At 42.5% G+C, this 24389-nt stretch carries 24 protein-coding genes and 1 tRNA gene; 8 read left to right on the forward strand and 17 right to left on the reverse strand.

Features of this window, described 5'->3' with window-relative positions:
- Positions 1–23: 23 nt before the first annotated feature.
- The 4 genes from BW976_RS20505 to BW976_RS20520 form a co-directional block, all read right to left on the reverse strand.
- Entirely contained in the window at positions 24–926 is a 903-nt protein-coding gene (locus BW976_RS20505; protein WP_076375968.1) for a helix-turn-helix domain-containing protein, read from the reverse strand.
- A gap of 75 nt (positions 927–1001) precedes the next feature.
- Positions 1002–1448 (reverse strand): nuclear transport factor 2 family protein, encoded by a 447-nt coding sequence (locus tag BW976_RS20510; protein ID WP_076375970.1) that lies wholly within the window; start codon positions 1446–1448, stop codon positions 1002–1004.
- Positions 1449–1528: 80 nt separating this feature from the next.
- Positions 1529–2140 (reverse strand): hypothetical protein, encoded by a 612-nt coding sequence (locus tag BW976_RS20515; protein ID WP_076375972.1) that lies wholly within the window; start codon positions 2138–2140, stop codon positions 1529–1531.
- Complete coding sequence (locus tag BW976_RS20520) at positions 2124–2600, reverse strand: RNA polymerase sigma factor (RefSeq protein WP_076375974.1); 477 nt, start codon at positions 2598–2600, stop codon at positions 2124–2126. The genes BW976_RS20515 and BW976_RS20520 overlap by 17 nt, the downstream gene beginning before the upstream one ends.
- Before the next feature lie 174 nt (positions 2601–2774).
- Between BW976_RS20520 and BW976_RS20525 the strand changes: the two genes are divergently transcribed.
- From BW976_RS20525 to BW976_RS20535, 3 genes are all read left to right on the forward strand, one after another.
- Complete coding sequence (locus BW976_RS20525) at positions 2775–4016, forward strand: RNA polymerase sigma factor (RefSeq protein ID WP_076375976.1); 1242 nt, start codon at positions 2775–2777, stop codon at positions 4014–4016.
- Between the two features lie 125 nt (positions 4017–4141).
- The gene (locus tag BW976_RS20530) at positions 4142–4489 is read left to right on the forward strand and encodes a TfoX/Sxy family protein (protein WP_076375978.1); all 348 of its coding nucleotides are present in this window, start codon (positions 4142–4144) and stop codon (positions 4487–4489) included.
- A gap of 177 nt (positions 4490–4666) precedes the next feature.
- Positions 4667–5368: an NUDIX hydrolase gene (locus tag BW976_RS20535; RefSeq protein WP_076375980.1), complete on the forward strand. Its 702-nt coding sequence runs from the start codon at positions 4667–4669 to the stop codon at positions 5366–5368.
- A gap of 307 nt (positions 5369–5675) precedes the next feature.
- Here BW976_RS20535 and BW976_RS20540 read toward each other — a convergent pair whose 3' ends face one another.
- The 4 genes from BW976_RS20540 to BW976_RS20555 all read right to left on the reverse strand — a co-directional run bounded on the left by BW976_RS20540 (position 5676) and on the right by BW976_RS20555 (position 11858).
- Complete coding sequence (locus BW976_RS20540) at positions 5676–6884, reverse strand: efflux RND transporter periplasmic adaptor subunit (RefSeq protein ID WP_076375982.1); 1209 nt, start codon at positions 6882–6884, stop codon at positions 5676–5678.
- Position 6885: 1 nt separating this feature from the next.
- Positions 6886–11262, reverse strand: coding sequence for a CusA/CzcA family heavy metal efflux RND transporter (locus tag BW976_RS20545; protein ID WP_076375984.1), 4377 nt, complete (start codon positions 11260–11262; stop codon positions 6886–6888).
- A 77-nt stretch (positions 11263–11339) separates the two neighbouring features.
- On the reverse strand, positions 11340–11654 hold the full coding sequence (locus tag BW976_RS20550; RefSeq protein ID WP_076375986.1) for a DUF6660 family protein: 315 nt from the start codon (positions 11652–11654) through the stop codon (positions 11340–11342).
- A gap of 130 nt (positions 11655–11784) precedes the next feature.
- A tRNA-Ala gene (locus BW976_RS20555) sits at positions 11785–11858 on the reverse strand.
- Positions 11859–12580: 722 nt separating this feature from the next.
- Here BW976_RS20555 and BW976_RS20560 point away from each other — a divergent pair.
- The 4 genes from BW976_RS20560 to BW976_RS29510 all read left to right on the forward strand — a co-directional run bounded on the left by BW976_RS20560 (position 12581) and on the right by BW976_RS29510 (position 14514).
- On the forward strand, positions 12581–13777 hold the full coding sequence (locus BW976_RS20560; RefSeq protein ID WP_076375988.1) for an MFS transporter: 1197 nt from the start codon (positions 12581–12583) through the stop codon (positions 13775–13777).
- A 215-nt stretch (positions 13778–13992) separates the two neighbouring features.
- Positions 13993–14163 carry a hypothetical protein gene (locus BW976_RS29505; RefSeq protein ID WP_175614147.1) on the forward strand — a complete coding sequence of 57 codons (171 nt, stop codon included), beginning with the start codon at positions 13993–13995 and terminating at the stop codon, positions 14161–14163.
- A gap of 31 nt (positions 14164–14194) precedes the next feature.
- Positions 14195–14323 (forward strand): hypothetical protein, encoded by a 129-nt coding sequence (locus tag BW976_RS29905; protein WP_260170956.1) that lies wholly within the window; start codon positions 14195–14197, stop codon positions 14321–14323.
- A 41-nt stretch (positions 14324–14364) separates the two neighbouring features.
- Entirely contained in the window at positions 14365–14514 is a 150-nt protein-coding gene (locus tag BW976_RS29510) for a hypothetical protein (protein WP_175614148.1), read from the forward strand.
- A gap of 52 nt (positions 14515–14566) precedes the next feature.
- On the opposite strand, the gene lpxB is transcribed toward BW976_RS29510, so the two are convergent.
- From lpxB to rpmB, 9 genes are all read right to left on the reverse strand, one after another.
- A complete protein-coding gene (gene lpxB, locus BW976_RS20565; RefSeq protein WP_076375990.1) occupies positions 14567–15679 on the reverse strand; it encodes a lipid-A-disaccharide synthase in 1113 nt (370 codons plus the stop codon).
- The gene (locus BW976_RS20570; protein WP_076375992.1) at positions 15676–15945 is read right to left on the reverse strand and encodes a hypothetical protein; all 270 of its coding nucleotides are present in this window, start codon (positions 15943–15945) and stop codon (positions 15676–15678) included. Before BW976_RS20570 ends, lpxB begins: the two co-directional genes overlap by 4 nt.
- Positions 15938–16711 (reverse strand): 5'/3'-nucleotidase SurE, encoded by a 774-nt coding sequence (gene surE / locus BW976_RS20575; protein ID WP_076375994.1) that lies wholly within the window; start codon positions 16709–16711, stop codon positions 15938–15940. Before surE ends, BW976_RS20570 begins: the two co-directional genes overlap by 8 nt.
- Before the next feature lie 119 nt (positions 16712–16830).
- A complete protein-coding gene (bshC, locus tag BW976_RS20580; protein ID WP_317042956.1) occupies positions 16831–18528 on the reverse strand; it encodes a bacillithiol biosynthesis cysteine-adding enzyme BshC in 1698 nt (565 codons plus the stop codon).
- 78 nt (positions 18529–18606) lie between these two features.
- Positions 18607–19944, reverse strand: coding sequence for a 30S ribosomal protein S12 methylthiotransferase RimO (gene rimO, locus BW976_RS20585; protein WP_076375996.1), 1338 nt, complete (start codon positions 19942–19944; stop codon positions 18607–18609).
- 94 nt (positions 19945–20038) lie between these two features.
- Positions 20039–21004 carry a signal recognition particle-docking protein FtsY gene (ftsY, locus tag BW976_RS20590; RefSeq protein ID WP_076375998.1) on the reverse strand — a complete coding sequence of 322 codons (966 nt, stop codon included), beginning with the start codon at positions 21002–21004 and terminating at the stop codon, positions 20039–20041.
- A gap of 256 nt (positions 21005–21260) precedes the next feature.
- A complete protein-coding gene (locus tag BW976_RS20595) occupies positions 21261–21425 on the reverse strand; it encodes a DUF4295 domain-containing protein (RefSeq protein ID WP_076376000.1) in 165 nt (54 codons plus the stop codon).
- 103 nt (positions 21426–21528) lie between these two features.
- The gene (gene rpmG, locus BW976_RS20600; RefSeq protein WP_022830075.1) at positions 21529–21711 is read right to left on the reverse strand and encodes a 50S ribosomal protein L33; all 183 of its coding nucleotides are present in this window, start codon (positions 21709–21711) and stop codon (positions 21529–21531) included.
- Between the two features lie 105 nt (positions 21712–21816).
- On the reverse strand, positions 21817–22050 hold the full coding sequence (gene rpmB / locus BW976_RS20605; protein ID WP_022830076.1) for a 50S ribosomal protein L28: 234 nt from the start codon (positions 22048–22050) through the stop codon (positions 21817–21819).
- A gap of 238 nt (positions 22051–22288) precedes the next feature.
- On the opposite strand from rpmB, the gene acs reads away from it, so the two are divergent.
- Positions 22289–24190, forward strand: a complete 1902-nt coding sequence (gene acs / locus BW976_RS20610) for an acetate--CoA ligase (protein WP_076376002.1) — start codon at positions 22289–22291, stop codon at positions 24188–24190.
- Positions 24191–24389: the final 199 nt, after the last annotated feature.

The raw sequence follows: 24389 nt of genomic DNA on the forward strand, positions 1-24389 counted from the left end.
TAAAACCTATAAAATTCAAACAATTAAACGCGGAAGGCTTTTGGATTGAGGGCAGTTTGTTTTTTAAAGAAGTTGTTAAAGTAAGCCGGATACTCAAAACCCAGGCTATAGGCAATATCGGCGATGTTCCAATCAGTATACCGGAGCAGGGCTTTGGCTTCCTTTGCCACACGTTCGGCAATGTGCATACTGGTAGTTTTACCGGTAATCTCTTTTACGGCCCGATTCAGGTGATTTACATGAACAGATAAGCGACTTGCGTAATCAGCGGCTGTTTTTAGTTTAAGTGCATAATTGGGTGAATCAATAGGGAACTGGCGCTCCAGTAACTCCATAAATAAACTGGCTATTCGCGATGATGCGTTACTATGTTTAAAAAAAGTATCGGCTGGTTTTAGTTTAAGCGCCTCGTGCACAATAAGGTTTACATAATTGCGCAGCAGATCATATTTATACATATAGTCGCTGTCGATCTCGTCCAGCATTTTGCAAAATATATCGCTGATGATCTTCACCTGCTCATCATTAACAAAATAAACAGGGCTGCCGCCTACACTAAATAATGGCGAATTGATAAAGCTTTCGCTGCGGTTGTTACTGCTGATAAAATCTTCGGTAAAAAGGCAAAAATAACCAGTTTGCTCCATCGGGGCAGCCTCCCAGGAGTAGGGTATGGTTGGGTTTGAAAACACCAGGGCGCATTTATCAAAAGAGATACCCTTATCGGCATAATATATAGTGCCGCCGCCAATACTTAGTGATATCTTGTAAAAATCGCGACGGTGATAGCTGGTTACGCTATGACAAAGAGAGCCGCGCGGGTATACATTAAAGTGCCCGGCCTCCTGGTGATGGTGCCCTGCCGGTATCATTTTCATGCCGGGGTGACCTTCGTAAAATTCTTCGATTGTTTCGGTTGGATGCATACTCAAAGTTATGAAATTCAAATAACCGGGAAGATGGCCGCAATGAATATGCGATCATCACCATAAATGTTTACATTAAGATTGCAGCTTGGCTAACCGCTCTTTGGCCCGTTGAGGCAGGCCGGTATTGCCGCTTTGCTTATCGTAGTTTAACTGAAGGTGAGTAACCAGCCAAACACCGTTTTGCTTTTCCAGCTTAGTGTGGTATGATCCGGAAACTGTCCACACATCATCATCCAAAAAATGATCAGCTTTGCCTACATAATCCACATCAGCCAGGTTGCCGTGCAGTTTTACCCTAAACTCAGAGATCTGGTGATGGGTAGAATCAAAACCCGGCATGAAATGCGACCAGAGATCTGTAATTTCCTGAGGTGTTTGTACAGAAGGTTCACCGCCCACCATCGAAGTATAGTCGTACAAAACAGTTTCGGCCATTACGTTGTGCACTGATTCCCAGTCGCGGTTATCAACGCTTTTAAATAAATGTGTAATTGCTTGTATTATTTTATTGCCTTCCATACCCCTTTAGATGTTAAAATACTGAATTTGTTTCAAATTTAAACCTAATTAATTAATAATTTATCAATATCGGTGATCCATCATTCAAGATGTCCGATTTGAGTTAGCTGATCGTTAATAGTTTGTAGTTTTTCGATAATGCCCGCCCAGTCTGCGCGTAGCTTTCTGACTCTCCGTGGAACTAGATAAAAATATACGAAAGCCATATATGCGAATAAACAAATATACGCAACACTTCCCCAAATTACACCCATTTTTATTGTGTATTCAATCATAAATAAAGCCACACCAACAGATAGGGTTATCAGGTACAACTTTACTACTTTGGTTTCAACAAGCTCCTGTTTCTTTTTGATGGTCAATAGCTCTTTTAAATAGGCAAAACTATCAACCTCAGAATGACCTTTAAATAAACCTACTAATAAACCATTAGAAACCAGTAGATAAGCCACAAAGCCCATGATCGTGAGCAAGCCACCTATGCGTGTAGTAATCGTTGTCGGATAATAGCCTCCGAAAAGGAAAACTACATAATAAGTGGTTACGGCCACCAGCAAGCCATTTGTTAATAACAATTTATTCCTTGTCTTTTTTTTCAGCTGACGGGATTTTTTAATAACCTCCTTGATATCGGGTTTGGCCAAAACATCCTGTTGCTGCCAAAGCGCTTTAAAATCAATATTGCTGCTCATACTTTTTAAATTTTTGTGAGAGCTTTTCTTTTATGCGGTAAACCTTTACCCTGATGTTGGTTTCCGAAAGTCCTACTATGCAAGCTATTTCCGCCTGTTTAACATCCTCCAGTTCCAACGAAATAATAATACGGTCAATCTCGGGTAGCTCCGCAATACATTTGTAGAGCAGCTGCACCTGGCTATCATTGTCGGGTGGTGGTTTATCTTCCAGTTGAACCGGCATTTCGGCTTTAGGCATTTTGCTTTGCTTTTGCAACTGCCTTAAACAATGGTTGGAAGCTATACGGTATATCCAGGTTCCGACGGCCGACTCATGACGAAATTGCGATAACTTTTGCCATACCGTAATAAAGGTTTCCTGTGTAACATCCTGCGCCCAGTCATGATCATTCATATACCCCATGCACAGGCGGAATATTTTACTATAATAAGTATCGTATATTTCTTCGAATGACATAATTTATGAAAAGGCCCCTTTGGTCAAACTTTATGCGTTGTTAGATACCAGGTTTATGAAAATGCTACACTTTTATAAAAGTATTACTGATACTTTGTAAAGTTTGTGCCACGCTTTTAAAAGTTTAAATAAGGTGGAGGAAATACGTTTATATTCGGGTCATGATAAATCAATATGGCCGCTGAGATCAATAAACAGGAATTATTGCCTCACTTATTCCGTACGGAATACCGCAAAATAACGGCCGTGCTTTATAAGCACTTTGGCTTTGAACACCCAGAAATTGCCGAAGATATTGCCAGTGACACATTTTTGACTGCGGCCGAAGTCTGGGGTCTTAAAGGCTTACCCGATAATCCAGTAGCCTGGTTATATACCGTGGCTCGCAACAAGGCAAAAGACCATCTGAGGCGCAATAAATTATTTACGCAGAAAATAACCGGCAACCTGCAGGCGGCTTATGAAGGTACTGATGAACTGGTGATAGATCTGTCGGATGAGCATATCAGGGATAGCCAGCTGCAGTTGATGTTTGCTATTTGTCAGCCCATATTGCCTCCCGAAGCTCAGATTGGCCTGGCGCTCCGAATCCTTTGCGGTTTTGGTATCAACGAAATAGCGGATGCTTTTTTATCCAACAAAGAAAGTATCAACAAAAGACTGTTCAGGGCAAAGGAAAAACTGCGCGAGCAAAATGTGAGGATCGAGTTTCCGCCGCCGACCCAAATCAGTACCAGGATACAACCGGTTTTAACCACACTGTACCTATTATTTAACGAAGGATATTATTCCAGTAGTAAAGACACCACCCTGCGTAAAGACCTTTGTTTGGAAGCCTTGCGCCTGGCCGTTTTATTAACCGAAAATAAAGACACTAATTTGCCTGATACCAATGCGCTTATTGCCCTGATGTGTTTTCATGCTTCGCGTTTTGAAGCCCGAACCGATGAACACGGCGAAATGATACGTTATGATGAGCAGGATACCAGCCTATGGAATGCCGAGCTTATAGCAAAAGGGAATGATTATTTGAACAGGGCCTCGCAGGGCGATCAATTAGGCAAATATCACCTGGAAGCAGGCATCGCTTACTGGCATACTATTAATGCTGATACTACTCAGAAGTGGGAAAATATTTTACAACTATATAATGGTTTGCTGCAAGTTGCCTACTCGCCCATTGCTGCGCTTAACCGCACCTATGCGCTTTATAAGGCGAGGGGAAAACAGGAGGCCATAACCGAGGCCGAAAAACTGCAGCTGAATGATAATCATTTATACCATGTTTTACTGGGACATTTATATACAGGGGTTGACCAACAGAGGGCTATAAAACATTTGCAGACTGCACTGAAACAGGCAAAAACAACAACCGAAAAGAATCGCATACGAAAAGACCTGGAAAAATTAGAGTAGTTTTTAAAAAGAATCAAGATATTAGAGTCAAGAATCAAGAGCTGATTGAAATACGAGCGGTGGTGTGATAATTGACTTTTGGTTTTAATCTTGATTCCTGACTCTTATTATCTTGACTCTCCATTATGGCATATGACGAATTATTAGCTAACCGGGTACGGGAGGCCCTGAGCGAACAAGACCAGGTAGATGAAGTAAAGATGTTTCAGGGTTTGTGCTTTATGGTTAATGATAAAATGTGTGTTTGTATACGGAATCAGGATATGCTATGCCGGATAGGTAACGAACAGGCTGTTGTTGCATTGGAAAACGATAATTGCCGCCAGATGGTTCATGGGAGCCGGGTGATGAAAGACTTTGTTTTTGTGGAGGCAGAAAATCTGCGCTCAACAAAAGATTTTGACCATTGGATAAGTCTTTGCCTGCAGTTTAATAAGGTCGCTAAGGCATCCAAAAAGAAGAAAAATAGTTAAAATATCCCTTCATAACTGTTTTTTTAACAATTATATCGTATTGATAATAATTTTTTCCTACTTTACTTCATCGATCGGCATCTACCTTTTTTAGAATTTTTTTGGAATTTCTTTTATTTATGCTTATATCGAATGTAATTCTATATTTGTTTTTTATTGTAATTCGGATTATATAAGATGCTAAAATACTCTAAACAGACCAGGCTATTACTGGCTGTTGACTGCATTATTTTTGGATTTGACGGAGAGGTTTTAAAACTATTACTGATCAAAAGAGGATTTCAGCCCGAGAAGGGAAACTGGAGCCTGATGGGTGGTTTTGTGCAGGGTAATGAAAGTATTGACCAGGCAGCTAACCGTATCCTCAAACAATTAACAGGACTGGAAGGGGTGTACCTGGAGCAGCTATATACCTTTGGCGAACCAAACCGGGATCCGATGGAACGTACCGTTTCCGTAGCTTATTTCGCACTTATAGATATTCAAAAGTATCAAACCCAGATCAGTTCTGATTATCATGCCGAATGGTTTCAGTTAAAACGGACGCCCAAACTCATATTTGATCAGCAGGAAATGTTGGAGCAGGCCAAAAAGCGTATCCGTTATAAAGCGGCCATGCACCCGATATTGTTTGAGCTTCTGCCTACCAAATTTACCATTCCTCAGCTGCAAACACTTTATGAATGTGTTTTTAATACCACTATTGATAAGCGTAATTTTAGCAAAAGAGTGCTGGCAACCGGCCTACTTATTAAACTGGCCGATAAAGATAAAGCAGGCTCAAAAAGAGGTGCGTATTACTATCAACTCAACATGCAGAATTACTACGCCAAATTCCAGGCTTTCATGAACTTTATCCCCAATCCGGATACGGTTTAATTTGCACACTTCTTAAATTTTTTTAATTAGACAGTGCTCTTTTTAATAAATAAATAAAAGTGATTTTAACAATCATTCTCTAAAAACGTTATTTGACGTGAAGTGGGTTTAATCTAAACTCCATGGCATTTCGAACGAGGTACGAGGAGAAATCTTTTACGATTCGCATTGAGAACCTTGCATCACGCAGAAGATTTCTCCGCACCCTACAGCTTTATCCATCGCCGTTTGTCGAAACGACATGGGGGTTTTATTATATAGAGCTCTCGTAACTTAATTAATGGCAGTCTTTCAGGTAATCAGATAATTAATCATCGTCCGAGCCACCTTCGGCTTTTGATTCCAGGTAGAATGCTCCTTTTAGAGCTGCTTTAGCATTGGCTGGTAAACTGGTCATGGGTTTAATTTCAATATAACCCAATTCCATTACGCCGGTTGCAACCTCCGCCTTTTTAAAAGCGAAGCTTGTTTTGTTTGGTCCGGCTTCTTCACTGGCCACTATATAAATATATTGCCGGCCACCCGAACGAATCACTGCCTCAACGGGAACAGCCGGTACGGGGTGGCTACCTACGCTGATGAGGGCGGTAACATACATTCCCGGAATAAGGTTTTTATGCTGCCGGTTATCAATCTCGGCATGAACAATAACACCCTTGCTTTCGTTTTCAAAAGATTTATTGATGCCATTGATTTTACCGGTGATCATCATGTCGCCCTGATTGGTGAGCTGAAAGTTTACTTTTTGACCGAGCTTTACCTGCATCAGATCTTTTTCAAATACGGTAAGATCACAATGGATCTTGGAGTTATCCACTACTTCCATAATGGATGTACCTGGTTGTACAAACGCACCTGTATTAGCCGATATTTTTCCAACGGTTCCGGTAATGGGTGAAACTACCGGAAAACCGGAAACAATATTGCCGTTGTTGATGCGGCCCGGGGTAATGTTTAACTGCCTGAGCTGACTTTCAAAGGCCTTGATCCGTGAAAACTCCGCGTTATAAGTAGCTTGTGCCGATTGAAATGATTTGCCCGTTCCGGCACCGGCATCCTGTAACTGGCGCTGCCGGTTAAACTCTGCCTGCACATAAGTAAAGTTGCTTTTTGCAGCCAGGTAGTCCTGCTGTATTTTGATAAGATCCTGGTTGCTGATGGTCGCTAACACTTGCCCCCGTTTAACCTGCTGTCCTTCGAGTACGCTGATACGACTGATCACCCCACCCGAAAGGATGCTTACATCTGCCCGGTTTTGTGGCGGAACGGCTAGTTGTCCGTTGGCTTTGATCACCGCATCGAGGTTCTTTTGAGCGATAGGGCCTATTTCAATTCCCACGTTTTTCATTTGTGCTTCTGTAAGCGTAATGTCATCCGGTTTAGTGCTTCTTACATTGGTCAACACTTGTGGGCTGTCATTTTCTTTTTTTGGCGAACCGCCCGAACAGGCAGCCAGCGTACCAACACTAATGATAATCAGTGCCGGTATAATGTATTTATATTTTTGAATCTGCATTTTATTTTCCTTTGATATATTGAATTTGTATGGCCGATTGATTTAAGCGGCTTACCGCCTCGAGGTAGGCAAGCCTGGTTTGTACCGCTGCTGATGTATTCTGGATGTATTCGATATAACCTATCTCGCCCAAATTGAAGGATACCTGTGCTATTCTTAGCTGTTCATCAGCTTGCTTTAATCCGCCCGAGGTATAATATTCCACCGCTTGCCTGAATTTTTGATATTGCTGTAACTCCTGCTCATATTGGATGCGGAGCTGTTGGCGGGTTTGCTGATAATTGATCTCGGCTACCTGTGAAGCTAATTTTTCTGAGCGGATACGCGCTGTGTACGCCTTGCTAAAAACAGGTACGGAAATGCCTACCTGGAAACCACCAATGCGCGTACCCGGCGAGTAACTCCGGTTGATGTTGGCTGGATTAAACCCGGCAATGAGTAGCTGTTGATTATAACCCAAGGTAAAATCGGGTAGGAGCCTTGATTTTTCAACGGCCACTTTTGCCCTGGCTACTTCCACCTGCTGAAGCCCCAGGCCTACCTGTGGATTCTCGGCTACATTGGCCGTATCAGAGCGAAGATCAAGCCATATGGGTAAAGTGCTTTCGCTCACGTTTGCTGGTTTATCCATATTCAACAATTGCTGCAATGCCAGCTCATTACTGCGCAGATCGGCTTGTGTGCTTATCCGGAGAGCCTGAATTTCCTGGTATTTATTACGGGCGCTGATTACTTCCAGTGCAGATGTTTCTCCCGTTTTACGCCTGATTTCGGCCTTTTTTACAAAGCCGGAGTAAATGCTATCCTGGTGGTCCAATACTCGTAGCATTTCGCGGTTCAGGAGGTATGCATACCACGCGTTGCGTACCTGCCTAATGATATCGGACCTCGTCACGGCGCCCGAGCTTTCAGCCAACCGGGTTTGCTGATCTAGCAATTTTCGTTGATTCTTATAAAGTCCGGGCCAGGCAATGTTTTGAGTTATAGCGATGCTGTTATCAATATTACCGCCGCTGGTAGGGTCCTGGGTAAGCAGAAGCTCAGTCTTGGGCAAATCAACAGACGATTTTTGTAAAGCCCTGGCCTGATCAACCGATAATCCGGCAGATCGCACCTTCAGGTTCTGACTTAATGCTTGGGCTATCGCACTATCCAAAGTTAATGGAGGATTGCTTTGCGCATTGGCCTTAGGAGCACCAGCTATAGTCAGTATGCCGATAATCAGGATGGCTATTACCGCTTTGGGCAATTTTATTTTGCTTACCTCTTTGCGGTTAAAAAGCAAGTACAGGCAAGGCAAAACAAACAGGGTTAAAAAAGTGGCAGTGACCAGTCCTCCTATGACTACGGTAGCCAGCGGCTTTTGCACTTCGGCACCGGCGCTTGACGATAGAGCCATGGGCAGGAAACCAAGCGAAGCCACAGAGGCAGTCATGAGTACGGGGCGTAATCTTGTTTTGGTACCTTCCAGTACGCGGTCATAAATATTGCCCATGCCCTCTTCTTTCAGCTGGTTGAAATAGCCGATGAGCACAATGCCGTTAAGTACCGCAACCCCAAACAGGGCAATAAAACCAACCCCTGCCGAAATACTAAAAGGCATACCGCGTAGCAATAAAGCCGCTATACCACCCATAGAGGCTAATGGTACCGCCGTAAAAATGAGCAAACTTTCCTTAACTGAACGGAAGGTGACATACAGCAATACCAGGATAAACAACAAGGCTGCGGGCACGGCAATAGCCAACCGACTTTTTGCTGCCTGCAGGTTTTGAAACTGCCCGCCATAAGTCATGTAATAGCCACCGGGTAGTTTTATGCGGTCAGCCAGTTTGTTTTGTATCTCAGTTACGGTTGACTCTACATCGCGGCCCTCTACGTTGAAACCTACATAGATACGGCGCTTGCCATCTTCACGGGATATTTGCGCCGGTGCATCTTTGATGCTGATATCAGCTACCTGATTCAAGGGTACTTTATTGCCCGATGGGAGTGGGATCAGCAGGTTTTCAACATTGGCAATGTTTTCACGAAGGTTGCGGTCCATACGTACCACCATATCAAAGCGTTTCTCTCCTTCAAATACCACACCTGCCACATTACCGGCAAAGGCTGTTTTTAGTATCACATTTACATCGCTGATATTTAATCCATACTGGGCCATCCTGTCGCGGTTATAGGATACCTGTATCTGCGGCAAGCCGATCACCTTTTCGATATAAGGCTGACTTACACCTTTTACTGTTGATATCTCCTTTGCAATTTTGGCGGCTTCATCGGCCAGCACGTCAAGATCCTCACCATATATTTTGATGGCTACATCCTGCCTGATGCCGGTCATCAGCTCATTAAAACGCATTTGCATGGGCTGCGAAATAGAGGCGTGGATGCCGGGGATCTCCTCCAGCACGGCCTCCATTTTTGAGGTCATTTCCTGGCGGGTTGCTGCTGTTTTCCAATCAGCTTTGGGCTTCATGGCCAGCATCATATCTCCTCGTTCAATAGGCATAGGGTCTGTCGGGATCTCGGAACTGCCGATACGGGTAACCGCCTGTTTGATCTCCGGAAAGCGATCCTTTAATAATTTCTCCGCTTTGCCGAAGGTTTTAACCACCTCAGAAAGGGAAGTGCCCTGCATCATAGATATCTCTACGGTGAGGTCGCCCTCTTCCAGTGTAGGGATAAACTCGCCGCCCATGCGGCTGAATGTCCATATCGATAAGCCAAATAGTATAAAAACCACCGCCACGGTAATCATTTTTACTTTTAACACGGCCACAAGTGCATACTGATAAATCCGCTGTAAGAAATTGATGATACGATCGGAAATATTGGTTTTATGTACTGTCTTTTTGCTCAGGAACAGGGCGCTGGCCATCGGCACGTAAGTGAGCGATAGGATAAATGCGCCCAAAATGGCAAACGCTACGGTTTGAGCCATCGGGCGGAACATTTTACCTTCAATACCAATAAGCGATAGCAGGGGAAGGTAAACAATGAGGATAATGATCTGCCCAAAAGCTGCCGATTTCATGAGCTTGCCGGCACTGTTTTGAACCTCGGTGTCCATTTGTTCGGTACTCAGCTTTTCGATAGCATTCTTCTGATATTGGCCGCTGGTAATATGATGCACCACGCTTTCTACGATAATTACCGCGCCATCAACAATAAGTCCGAAATCGATGGCGCCTAAACTCATCAGGTTCCCCGAAACGCCAAATAAGCGCATCATCAAAAACGCGAACAGCATAGCCAGAGGGATAACAGAAGCAACCACCAGACCTGCCCTGAAGTTGCCTAACAGCAGTACCAATACAAAAATAACAATCAGTGCACCTTCCAGCAGGTTACGTTTTACGGTGCCGATGGCGCGGTCTACCAGTTCTGTCCGGTCAATAAACGGCTCGATGACCACACCTTCGGGGAGAGATTTTTTGATCTGCACCATACGATCTTTTACGTTTTTGATCACCTGGCTAAAATTCTCACCTTTTAACATCAGGGTCACACCGGCTACTACTTCGCCGCCACCATTCCTGGTCACTGCGCCATAACGGGTAGCGCTGCCAAACTGTACTATGGCAATATCCCGTATCAAAACGGGTGTACCTTTTACATTTTTAACAACGATCTTTTTGATATCATCCAAAGATTTTACCTGTCCCAAACCGCGGATGAAATAAGCGTTGTTGAGCTGTTCGATGTAAGAGCCGCCTGTGTTCTCGTTGTTTTTTTGCAGAGCAGTATAAACATCCGGAATAGTAAGACCCAAAGAATTGAGCTTATCATTATCCAGCGCCACTTCGTATTGTTTAACAAAGCCGCCCCAGCCGCTTACTTCGGCAACGCCCACGGTGCCCGCTAATTGTGTGCGTACCAGCCAATCCTGGATGGTGCGGAGATCGGTAGCCGTGTACTTTTGTTCGTAACCTTTTTGGGGATGGATCACATACTGATAAATTTCCCCAAGCCCGGTAGTTATCGGGGCCAGCATAGGTTGACCAAGATCAGTGGGAATGCTGCTTTCGGCTTCTTTTAATTGGGCCGTTACTTGCTGGCGAGCCCAGTATATGTCAATATTGTCTTTAAAAACAATAGTTATAACGGATATACCCGAACGGGATATCGACCGTTTTTCAACTATCCCGGCAATATTAGCCATGGATAATTCAATGGGAGCGGTAATAAATTGCTCCACTTCCTGTGCACCCAGATTAGGTGCCTGCGTAATGATCTGTACCTGGTTATTGGTAATATCGGGTTGCGCGTCGACTGGTAAATTGGCAGCAGAATAAATTCCGGCAACAACCAGCAGCAGCGTCATGATCCCAATAGTTACCTTGTTCCGGATAGAGAACGCGATAATATGATCAAACATGAAATTTTATTAAATTAATGCGACAATCCATGCTCCGTCATGAGTGACGGGCAATAAAAATTAAAAGGAAATTCGTATTAACTTAATTGCGGCGGTTGCCAGATAGCGATATCCTGCTCAGATAAAGCCGGAATAATCAGGTCGGGATATGGAACAAATGTATTTTGCTGAAATGATGGAATATATACCTGTTGGTCAATGTCTCTAACGCTTGAACAGCAGGAGCAGGAACAAAGCGGTGTACAAGATTCGCGACTGCAGTTTTGATTACCATCATGCGCCTGTCTGATAGAGAGGTGCGCTTGAGCCCATACAGCATCATCCCTGTCCTGGCACGGCATAACCGACAGTAGGGAAACGTATAGACTTATGATGATGGCAATATATTTCATCCGGCACAAAGTTAGATTATTTATGTCAAAAACTCAATGGCTATTATTGGAAGGTGAAAAAGGAGGAGTATATTAAAGTTTATTTCATAAAAAAGGGCTTTACGATTCGTAAAGCCCTTTTTTATGATTGTGGAGAATATCGGAGTCGAACCGATGACCTCTTGCATGCCATGCAAGCGCTCTAGCCAGCTGAGCTAATCCCCCGTTTCGGGTTGCAAATATATTATATTAAGTAATAAAATGAAACTCTATGTGATTATTTTATTTCATGGTCAAGCTGCTTTAATTCGGGAAGGTGGATCGCTATAGTTAAATCTGAACAGAGAATCCCTTAAAACAAGTAAAGCCCCTGATGGGCAGGGGCCTTTACTAACCAATTATAAACCTAAATTATGAGAAGACTTTTTTATCGTTTTTATTATGGTGTAAAAGTAACACTAAGTTTTTAGATTCACCAATTTTATTTTGTAATATTTTTGTAACATTTATTAAATACTCGTTCGTTTTGTATTTGATTATCAAAAATACCAATAAAACTTTAATAATGTAGTAAAATTTTAATTTTTTTATACCAGTTTAAAATGTTAACGTATTTGTAAGTTATTTATTCAATAAAATAATTTATTTTTATTGTAAAATTTAACTTTTAACATTTTTTTTGTTAAAAAAATGTTAAAAAATGAGTTAAATAAAATAATAGTAAATTTTTAACCAGTTTTTGTATTAAAAATTCAATAAATCTATAAAATTATCATTTTAATAGGTCTATTTCTCAAAAAAGTATTTATAAATCAATTCTTTTTATCAAAATATAAAACTCCATAAAACCTATCTTATTGTTTATTGTGAAAGAAAATTTACTTTAAACAGGCATCTTTTTAAAAATGCTTTGTCACTTTTGCAGCAAATTTTATATTTTATTGATAATGACAGTTACCGAGGCCTCTAAAGAACATCCGCATTTAACACCGCTTACTTTATGGATCATGACCATCGCTACCGGTTTGGTGGTAGCCAATATCTATTACAATCAACCTTTACTTGCCGATATCGCGCACACTTTTGGCATAACTGATAAAAAGGCTCAGCAGCTATCCCTGTTTACTCAAATTGGCTATGCCTGCGGCTTGTTATTTATTGTACCCCTGGCCGATATGGTAAAACGTAAGCAACTGATCTTGTTAGATTTTATATTGGTTATTTTCGCCCTGCTGATCAGTGCGCTTGCCCCATCTATATTAGTGTTAACTATTGCCGGTTTTTTACTGGGTCTTTCGTCTATTATACCACAGTTATTAATTCCGATGGCCGCACACCTGGCCAAACCTCATGAACGGGGCAAAAAGTTAGGTTTTGTCATGAGCGGACTGTTGATAGGGATATTACTCTCCCGTACCTTGAGTGGTTTTATTGGCCAGCATTTTGGCTGGCGAAGCATGTATTATATAGCTACCGGCTTAATGGCAGCTATGTGGCTGATGATATTTTTCTTTTTACCTGAGGTAGAGCCCGATTATAAAGGCAACTATAAAAAATTGATGACCTCGCTTATTCATTTAATAAAAACACAACCCAAATTACGCATGGCCTCTTTCAGAGGTGCCTTGTGTTTTGCGGGCTTCAGCGCTTTTTGGACAACCCTGGTGTTTTTGTTAAAACAACCTCAATTTAACGAAGGTAGTGCAGCAGCAGGAGCTTTCGGGCTGGTGGGCGCTTTTGGGGCGTTGGCGGCAGGCTTAATGGGGCGACTGAGCGATAAAATGAACCCCTATAAATTGTCGGGTTATACTTTATTATTAGTGTTGATCTCCTATGTTATCTTTTACTTCTCCAGCAGTAGCATCGCCGGACTTATCATTGGCGTAATTGTTTTGGATATGGGGGTACAGGCCACGCATATCTCTAACCAATCTATCATTTTTGCATTGATACCCGAGGCCCGCAACCGGCTCAACACGGTATACATGGTGTCTTATTTCGTGGGCGGTGCGTCTGGAACGTTCCTGGCAAGTTTGCTTTGGAACAACTACGGGTGGACCGGAGTATGTGCTATTGGTGGTGGTTTAGCGCTTATCGCCCTAGCTGCACACTTTATTAACTATAAGGCAAACGTTCGGGATTAATATTACTGTACGGAGATGTTCAATTAGCGTACGCTTTTTAGCGTATGTATCACGTTGCTGTACAAAAAAATGGAAATTTTTATTGATTAGTAAATTCCTTAAATACAGGTATTTACATGGTATTGTAAATTTTTTTATAGATTTTAATGACTTTTTTGAGGCACGATCAGTTTTTTGGCACAGGTTTGGAATACTAGTTATTAAATGTAACTGTTATGAAAGCTACAAAGAAAACCATTAAGGAAGCAGAGAAAGAATGGGAGAATCCGGTAGAGCCGACAAAAACATCAGATGAACGTGATGAAGAACAGATACTAAGGCAATACAAGGAAGCTAAAAGAAGGAAAGATAACCTTACCGAAAACGACGATACAAAGAAGGATTAAAGAAATTTAGAATACACGAAAAACTAAAACTATGAAAAGCACCAAAAAACCATCTATCAGCAAGTTAGTAGCCAACTTTGATAATCAGTTAAAAAGGATCATCATGAACGATTTAAAAGCTATTAAAGCTAAAACACCGCTATTGCCAACGGCCGCTTAATTGCCTACAAACTAATACTAACCTACAACACCAACACATCTATGAAAAATCATAAAACACCATCAGCAAGTAAATTAATTGCCCGCTTTGAAAATCAGTTGTTAGATATTTTATTGGAGGATTTTAGAAATTTCAGAGCCAAAAACAGCAAACAACGGGTAACTACACAACAAACATTGTCCGTTGCCTGATCCATATATACGTTATACCTATGAAAAGATAAAGCTCTGTTTTAACAGGGCTTTATTTATTTTGAGCGTATCTGATGATGAGCGCGGCCGTTTTTTCAGATGCACCAGGTTGGCCCATTCGTTTATCCAATTCGTCATAATCAGACAATACTTTTTGCCTGTGATCTTTATTATTAACCAGCAGGTAAACCTCATCGCTGATTTTTGATACGGTGCAATTTTCTTGGATCAATTCCTTCACCACGCCCTTGTTCATGATGAGGTTAACCAGCGATATAAATTCTAATTTAACAAGCATGCGCGCTACTGCAATGGTTAATGCGTTGCCTTTGTAAACAACCACCTGCGGCACATGGAACAAAGCTGTTTCCAATGTTGCTGTACCTGAGGCTACAACAGCCGCTTCGGCGTGACTCAACAGGTTATAAGTAGCATCAAATAATACGGGGATATTCTTATCCCCTAAAAACTGTTTATAATAATCGATACTAAATGATGGAGCACCGGCTATTACCAATTGATGGTTGGGAAATCGTTCGACTATATCCAGCATTTCGGGCAGTAGATTGCTGATCTCCTGTTTACGGCTGCCGGGTAACAGGGCGATGATTTTTTTACCGGTCAACTGGTGCTGCTGCAAAAAATCAGGATCAGATTTAAAAGCCGCAATGGCATCTAGCAGTGGGTTGCCCACATAATCAACCTCCATACCCCAGCTTTTGTAAAAATCGACCTCAAATGGCAGGATGCAGAAAAGATGGTTCACTATCTTTTTGATCTTTAACACCCGTTTCTGGTTCCATGCCCAAACCTTGGGCGAGATATAATAGTTTACTTTTAGCCCGATGGTTTGCGCATAAGCAGCAATCTTGAGGTTAAAGCCAGGAATATCGATGAGGATAAGTACATCGGGCTGCCAATCATGAATATCCTGCTTGCACTGTTTGATATTTTTGAGGATGGCGGGCAAATTCACAATCACTTCTACCAGGCCCATATAGGCCATTTCGCGATAGTGTTTTATCTGGTTGCCACCTTCGGCCAGCATTAGATCGCCGCCAAAAAAACGGAACTCGGCAGCCGGGTCAAGCGCTTTTAGGGCCTTCATTAAATTGGCCCCATGCATATCGCCTGAGGCCTCGCCGGCTACCAGGTAATATTTCATCGGATAGGTTGCAATTTAAATACAAATATGGCGATCATAAACATAAAAGTAACGGCCGCTATACCGATCACTGCTTTATCCATCTTCTTTTTACCATACCACCTGATGATTAAAAGATTTAAACCAATGGCTATCAGATAAGGAGTCCCCGGTTTATTAAACAATAAGAAATTGCCTTTTAACAGGTACAGAAAAATGAACAGACTGATGGCAGGTAATATAGCGCCATAAATGGTGCCCGCTGTTACTGTATTGTGCTTAAACATTGAATTTCCAGTTATTTAAATAAGGAATGGCATGATGCGCCGTCATATCAAACTGAACGGGCACTACCGATACGTAATTGTGCTCCAATGCCCAAACATCGGTATCTTCACCACCATCATTTAATTGAAAAACACCCGTAAGCCAGTAATATGGTCGTTTATGCGGATCAATTCTTTCGTCAAACTCCTCGGCCCATTTGGCAGCTGCCTGCCGGCATACTTTGATACCTTTGATATGAGGCGTATTCGGAAAGTTTACATTGAGCAGCGTGGCCTGTGGCAGACCATTGGCTAAAACCTGTAAAGCCAGCTCTTTAACATACTTTACGCAGTGACTAAAATCGGCCTGCAGGGTATAATCATCCAAAGAAAAACCGATAGATGGAATACCTTCAATAGCGCCTTCAACCGCGGCCGACATGGTACCGGAGTACAATACATTGATGGAGTTATTTAAACCATGATTGATGCCGGATACACACAGATCGGGCTTTTGGCCTTTAAATATTTTATTGACAGCCAGCTTTACACAATCAACCGGGGTGCCAGAGCAGCGGTACATTTCCACACCTTCGTACAAATCCACTTTATCTAAACGCAATGGTTTACCTATGGTGATGGCGTGCCCCATACCCGATTGCGGACTATCCGGTGCAACTACAACCACCCGGCCTATCTCGCTCATGGCTTCCAGCAGCACTTTTATACCGGGGGCGGTTATGCCATCGTCGTTTACAACAAGTATGGTTGGTTTCGCTTTATTCATGCTGCGAAATTACTGATATTTTGGGGGATGTGGGAGCCCCCTCTAAATCTCCCCCGGAAGGGGAGACTTTATAAATAAATAATGTAGAGCCCTCCCTTCCGGGGAGGGTTGGGTGGGGTTTACTCCTCCGTCAGAATAGTAAACTCAAAATCAAGTGGTTCAAAATGGCGGATGAGTTCATCAACAAATGATTGTCCCCATTTTACATACATCAAACCAAAATTCTCGGTTCGTTCCTGCAAGCTGTCTTTCGGAAAAAGCTCGGCTTTTACTATGGATAGCTGTTCCAGCCTTACATCATAGTTGCGTTTTTCGGCACGGATCATTTTCTTCTCCAGATTATCAACCGCATGTTTCAGGCGGGCTTGTACAGCAGCGGCTGAGGGTGAAAGTGTCGGGTCGATCTTATACGAACGCAGCTTTATCTTTTCAAAAACGGCGGTCAGTTCGCGCCATTCGCCTTCCAGGGAAAGGTTATGGTCGCTGTGTTTTTTTATCCAGTCGGTTTGCAGTGCATCTGTTTGTTTAAACAATGCGGCTACATCCAGATCCATGCGCTCAATTTTGGCGGCTTGTTCTTTACGAACCACCAGGGCCGAGTTGCGTAATATCAGGATAGGGAAATCGACTTTATAAAAATCAAAATTTGATTTAAGCTCCAGCCAATATACTACTTCGGCGCCGCCGCCTATGTAAGCGATGTTGGGTAAAATGCATTCCTGGTAAAGTGGGCGCATCACCACATTCGGGCTAAAACGCTCAGGCGATGTGGCGATCTCCTGTTTTAGTTCGGTCTCGCTAAAGCGGATATCGGTATTCATGACCTGGTAGCTGTCCTGCTCAAAAACGATACGTTCGCGCAGCTGATCTTTCAGGTAAAAAAAGTTGATCTCGCGTGGATTAACCTGTATGTGTACCCCCAATTTTTGCAATTGCTCGTTGGTGGCAGTTATATTTTTAAAGCTGTTTTGATTGATGATATCCTGTTTTATAATCGAGGCGAACTGCTGCTTAAATTCGTGGTCGTCGGCATCAATGATCACCAGGCCGTATTGACCAAACAGGGCGTTTACCAGGTAGCGGGTAGCATCGGCCAGTTTATCAAAGCGGGTATAGGCTGTTTCTACTATTTCGGCAAGCTCTTTGGAATGTCCCTCCATGCCCAAAACACCTTTGTATTGGTTAAGGGCCTGGCGCATGGTGTCGGGGTTAATACGCCCGGTAGCGCCAGATGCTTCATACCACCAATGCACTTTTTTGCCGCCAATGTTGGTATAATTGATTTCGGCAAAGTCATGGTCTTCACTGGCCATCCAGTAAACGGGTACGAAATTTTTATCGGGGTGGGCCGCTTTTAGCTGCTGAGCTAATTTTATCGCGGTAGCAATTTTATAAAGAAAATATAGCGGGCCGGCAAAAATATTAAGCTGATGACCGGTTGTTATAGTATACGTACTTTCCGCCTTCAGCAGATCGAGGTTATGTTTTACGATGGATGGATACGGCTCGTTATGATCATATTGTTTTGACAGCACCCGATGCAAAATCTCCCGATCAGCAACAACTTTTTTGTTTTTCAACAGCTCGGCAAAGCCGGCCATATCCGGGCGGTAACTGTAAAATGGCTTCAGATCGGCCCGGTTCTCGAGGTAATCAATAACCGTGGGCGAAAAAAAGCCGGTGTTTTTATAACTTGTACAGGAAGCTTCCATTTTTGATTTTGGATTTTTCACTTTTTGTATGCTTTCTACGGTGTTCAAGAAAGCTTCGCAGTTTCGGATGTTCAATTTCGGATTTAAAATTGAAATGCGAAACATCAGCAAATAAATTTAATGCTAACGCCGAATTTAGATTTTAAATCTTAAAATCCTTCAATAAAGGAATATCCATTAACATTATTTTACAATTTGTCCATAAAGATCAAAGTCTTCGGCGCTGTTAACTTTCACATTTACAAAGCTTCCAACGGTAGCGTAATCAATGCTGGCATCAATCAACACTTCGTTATCCACCTCGGGCGAATCAAATTCGGTACGACCCACAAAGTAATCCCCGTCTTTTTTATCGATCAGTACTTTGAAAGTATGACCAACTTTTTCCTGGTTCTTATCAAACGAAATACCCTGCTGAATTTCCATAATGGCATCTGCGCGTTCCTGTTTTACTTCAGCCGGAACGTCATCTACTAAAGAGAACGCATGCGTTTTTTCTTCGTGCGAGTAAGTGAAGCAACCCAGACGGTCGAACTTGGTTTCTTCAACCCATTCCATCATCTCTTCAAAATCACGCTCGGTTTCACCTGGATAGCCGGTGATGAGGGTAGTACGCATGGCAATGCCCGGTACCTTGTCGCGGATTTCGTTGACAACGTCTATTGTTTTTTGTTTGGTAAGGCCGCGGCGCATGGATTTCAGCATATTATCGCTGATGTGCTGCAAAGGCATATCCATGTATTTGCAGATATTGTCGCGCTCGTTCATCACATCCAAAATCTCCATCGGGAAACCAGAAGGATAGGCGTATTGCAGCCTGATCCACTCTACACCGTTCACATCACTCAGGCGGCGCAACAATTCGTCCAGATTACGTTTGCCATACAGATCCAGTCCATAATAGGTCAAATCCTGGGCTATCAGTATCAATTCTTTGGTGCCGTTTTTAACCAGGGCCTGGGCATCTTTAACCAATTGGTCAATAGGTGTGCTCAAGTGTTTGCCACGCATCAGTGGGATAGCACAGAACGAGCAGGGGCGGTTACAGCCTTCGGCAATTTTAAAATACGCGAAATGTGATGGGGTGGTTAACAAACGCTCGCCTATCAGTTCGTGTTTATAATCAGCTCCAACAGAATGCAATAGATTTTGCAGGTCGTTGGTCCCAAAATAAGCATCAACATTAGTGATTTCTGCTTCCAGCTCGGGTTTGTAGCGCTCGCTCAGGCAGCCGGTTACAATTACTTTGCCAACTTTACCTTGCTCTTTCAGTTCGCTGTATTGCAGAATGGTATCAATAGATTCCTGTTTGGCATTATCAATAAAGCCGCAGGTGTTGATCACCACGATATCATTTTTACCTACTTTATCAGACTCGTGCACCACATCAAACTGATTGCCTTTAAGCTGACCCATCAATATCTCAGAGTCGTATATGTTTTTGGAACAGCCTAAAGTAACCACGTTTACACGTTGCTTAACAGCTTTGGCTACCGGTTTTGAAATTTCTTTTGTTTTCATAATGTAAGCCCCCTCTAAATCTCCCCCGGTAGGGGAGACTTTTAAATACTTTTTGAAGCCCTCCCTACCGGGGAGGGTTGGGTGGGGCGTTTTGTTATTGTTTAAACAAGGAGTCGACAAATGCTTGTCTGTCAAACAGCTGCAAATGTTCTACACCTTCACCCACACCTATATATTTTACCGGGATCTTAAATTGATCTGATATACCGATCACTACGCCACCTTTAGCTGTACCGTCAAGCTTGGTTAAGGCCAGGGCGTTAACATTGGTAGCCTCAGTAAATTGCTTGCATTGCTCAATGGCGTTTTGCCCGGTTGAGGCATCCAGTACTAGCAATATCTCATGTGGCGCACCGGGAATTACCTTTTGCATCACATTTTTGATCTTGGTCAACTCATTCATCAAGCCTACTTTATTATGCAACCTGCCGGCGGTATCAATAATAGCTACGTCATCGCCATTGGCAACGGCAGAAGTTAAGGTATCATAGGCTACAGAGGCGGGGTCAGATCCCATAGGTTGCGCCACCACTTTTACGCCAACACGCTCGCCCCAGAGTTTGATCTGGTCTACCGCGGCGGCGCGGAAGGTATCCGCAGCACCTAAAACCACTTGGTTGCCCGCTTGTTTTAATTTGTGGGCTAATTTGCCAATGGTAGTTGTTTTACCCACACCGTTAACACCAACCACCATAATTACATAAGGCTTGTGGTTGCCATACTCCAGGTTGCGGAAATCATTGCTGTTATTTTCGGCCAGTAGTTGCTGTATCTCGTCTTTCAGCAGGGTATTCAGTTCGCTGGTACCTAAATATTTATCACGGGCTACGCGGGCTTGTATACGCTCAATTATTTTTAGGGTAGTGCTAACGCCAACATCAGATGTTACCAGTACTTCTTCCAGTTCATCCAAAACGTCGTCATCAACGGTTGATTTACCGGCAATTACCTTGGTGATCTTTGAAAAAAAGCTATCCTTGGTTTTTTCTAAACTGGTATCAAGCGCCTGCTGTTCCTGCTGCGTATTTTCCTTTTTCTTAAAAAAATCAAATAATCCCATATTTTTTCAGATGTGCAGATTTCAAATGTGCGGATGTGCAGATTTAAAATATGCAGATTTCTTGACATTTATATTTTACTGTGCAAATATGCCAATATTCATAAGAACAGATATCAGATCAATGTTATTAATGTACCCCATTTGCACATCTGCACATTTGAAATCTGCACATTTGAAATCTGCACATCAATTACACATCAACAAAAAAAGCCCTCTCGTAAAAACAAGACGGCTTCAATATTTTAGTCGGCAGTTATTACAGTGTTTTACCTGCAATTGCATCCTTAACAAAATCGTTAGGGACAATTTGTGTTTTAAATGAATAAGCACCAGTTTTTGGTGATTTATTCATGGTGATCACTTTTGAATATTCTTTGCCTTTACCTGCTACTTTCAGTGTTGCAACTACTTTCTTTGCCATGTTGTTTTTGTGTTGTACGTTTTACGATGTACGTAATACGTATTTGTTAAACATTCGGTTATAAGTTGATTTTGCGTATAACGTAAAACGTTCGACGTAAAACTTATTTAATCTCTTTGTGAACAGTTACTTTACGTAAAACCGGGTTGAATTTTTTCAATTCTAACCTTTCAGTTGTATTTTTTTTGTTCTTAGTGGTAATATAGCGAGACATGCCTGGCATACCGCTTGTTTTGTGTTCAGTACACTCTAAAATAACCTGAACCCTGTTGCCTTTTTTTGCCATTTTCTTTTTATGTTGTACGTGTCACCTCACGGCTTACGTAATTTTTCAAATTATATATTGCGTTTACTATTTACGTAGCACGTAAAACGTTCAACGTAATACCTACTAAATGTATCCTTTTTTAACAAATTTATTGATACAGGCAGTAATACCGTTTTTGCTGATAGTTTTAACAGCTGATGTAGATACCTTTAAGGTTATCCATTTATCTTCTTCAGGGATATAAAACTTTTTAAGTTTTAAGTTAGGATGAAACCTGCGTTTTGTTTTAACGTTTGAGTTAGAAACGTTATTACCTACAATAGATCCTTTTCCTGTTAGATCACAAATTCTTGACATGACAAATATTTTTAATTATCAACCCTTTATTCAAAAAGAGTTTGCAAATATCAGACTTTTAAATCAAATATTCAAGAGCGTTTTTAAAATATTTCAAATTCTTTTTAAAAGGAAGCATTCGCTTTGAAGTCAACTCATTACCCGGTATAAAATTACTTCTTAAATTTTTTTAATAAGTAATGTTTTTTAATTTACACTTAACACATAAATTGCTAATTTACGCCTCCATTAAACCAATATGAAGATTACATCATTTGACGAATACAAGCAGGTTTACCAGCAAAGTGTTGAACAGCCTGAGCAGTTTTGGGCAGGCATTGCCGATAATTTTTACTGGCACAAAAAGTGGGATAAGGTACTGGACTGGAACTTTAAAGAACCAAACGTAAAATGGTTCCAGGGTGCCAAACTCAACATTACCGAAAACTGTCTGGACCGTCACCTGGAAACCCAGGGCGATAAACCCGCCATTATATGGGAGCCCAATGATCCGCAGGAAGATCACCGTATATTAACTTATCGCCAGCTGCATGATAAGGTTTGCCAGTTTGCCAATGTGCTTAAAAACAACGGCGCTAAAAAAGGCGACCGTATTTGTATTTATATGCCCATGGTACCCGAACTGGCTATTGCTGTTTTGGCTTGTGCCCGTATCGGTGCTATTCACTCGGTAGTATTTGGTGGGTTTTCGGCCCAGTCTATTGCCGATAGGATCAATGATGCCGAATGTAATATCGTGATCACGGCCGATGGTGGATTCCGTGGCAATAAAGATATTCCTTTAAAAAATGTGATTGACGATGCTCTGGTTCAATGCAAATCCGTTAAAAAAGTAATTGTATTAACCCGAAGTCGTACTCCGGTATCCATGATTAAAGGCCGCGACGTGTGGTGGGAAGATGAAGTGAAAAAAGTGGAGACCCAGGGTAGTCCGCAATGCCCGGTTGAAGTAATGGATGCCGAGGATATGCTGTTCATCCTGTATACATCCGGCTCAACAGGTAAACCTAAGGGTGTAGTACATACCTGCGGCGGTTATATGGTTTATGCCGGTTATACCTTTGCCAACGTATTCCAGTATAATCAAGGTGAGGTGTATTTTTGCACCGCCGATATCGGTTGGATCACCGGTCACTCTTATATCGCTTATGGTCCGCTGTCGCAAGGTGCTACTACTTTAATGTTCGAGGGGGTGCCTACCTACCCGGATGCCGGTAGGTTTTGGGAAATAGTTGATAAGTATAAAGTAAACATATTATATACCGCGCCAACCGCCATTCGCTCGTTAATGAGCTTTGGCGAAGAGCCTTTGAAAGGTAAAGACCTCAGCTCACTCACCAAACTGGGATCAGTAGGTGAGCCTATCAACGAAGAAGCCTGGCATTGGTTTGATGAAAAAATAGGTCATGGCAATTGCCCAATTGCCGATACCTGGTGGCAAACAGAAACCGGCGGTTTAATGATATCACCTATCTGCAACGTAACACCAACCAAACCTGGTTATGCAACTTTACCGCTGCCCGGCATTCAGCCAATATTGGTTGATGAGAACGGTAAAGAGATAGAAGGTAACGGTGTAAGCGGTAACCTGTGTATCAAATTCCCTTGGCCAGGTATGCTGCGCACTACTTATGGCGATCATGAACGCTGCCGTACCACTTATTTTGCTACTTACGAAAATCTTTATTTTACCGGCGACGGCTGTTTGCGCGATGAGGATGGTTATTACCGCATAACAGGTCGTGTGGATGACGTATTGAACGTATCCGGTCACCGTATTGGTACTGCCGAAGTGGAGAATGCCATCAACATGCACAGCAGCGTGGTAGAGTCGGCCGTGGTGGGTTACCCGCACGATATTAAAGGGCAGGGTATTTATGCTTTTGTGGTATGCCCCAAACATCATGCAGATGATGACCTGACCCGTAAAGATATTATGATGACTGTGGCGCGTATTATTGGCGCTATTGCCAAACCCGATAAGATTCAGTTTGTAACCGGGCTGCCAAAAACCCGCTCGGGCAAAATCATGCGCCGAATTTTGCGTAAGATAGCCGAAGGTAATACCTCTAATTTAGGTGATACCTCTACACTGCTTGATCCGGCTGTGGTTGATGAGATCAAGGCAGGGGCTTTGTAATTAGAGAGGCAAGAAATAAGAATCAGGAATCAAGAAAATGTTTAAAAGGGTGGGCTGTCACCCTGAGCTCCGTCGAAGGGTCGAGCGCAGAGGCCCTGCCCACCATGCTTCGACGGAGCTCGGTATGAGACCTTTTTTGCATAAAGCCTTTTCATAGGCTATCCCCCTTTGTAGCGGGAGCAAGAATATTTGGAACAAG

The organism is Mucilaginibacter lappiensis, from assembly GCF_900155965.1.
In the GTDB taxonomy this organism is placed as follows: Bacteria; Bacteroidota; Bacteroidia; order Sphingobacteriales; family Sphingobacteriaceae; genus Mucilaginibacter; species Mucilaginibacter lappiensis.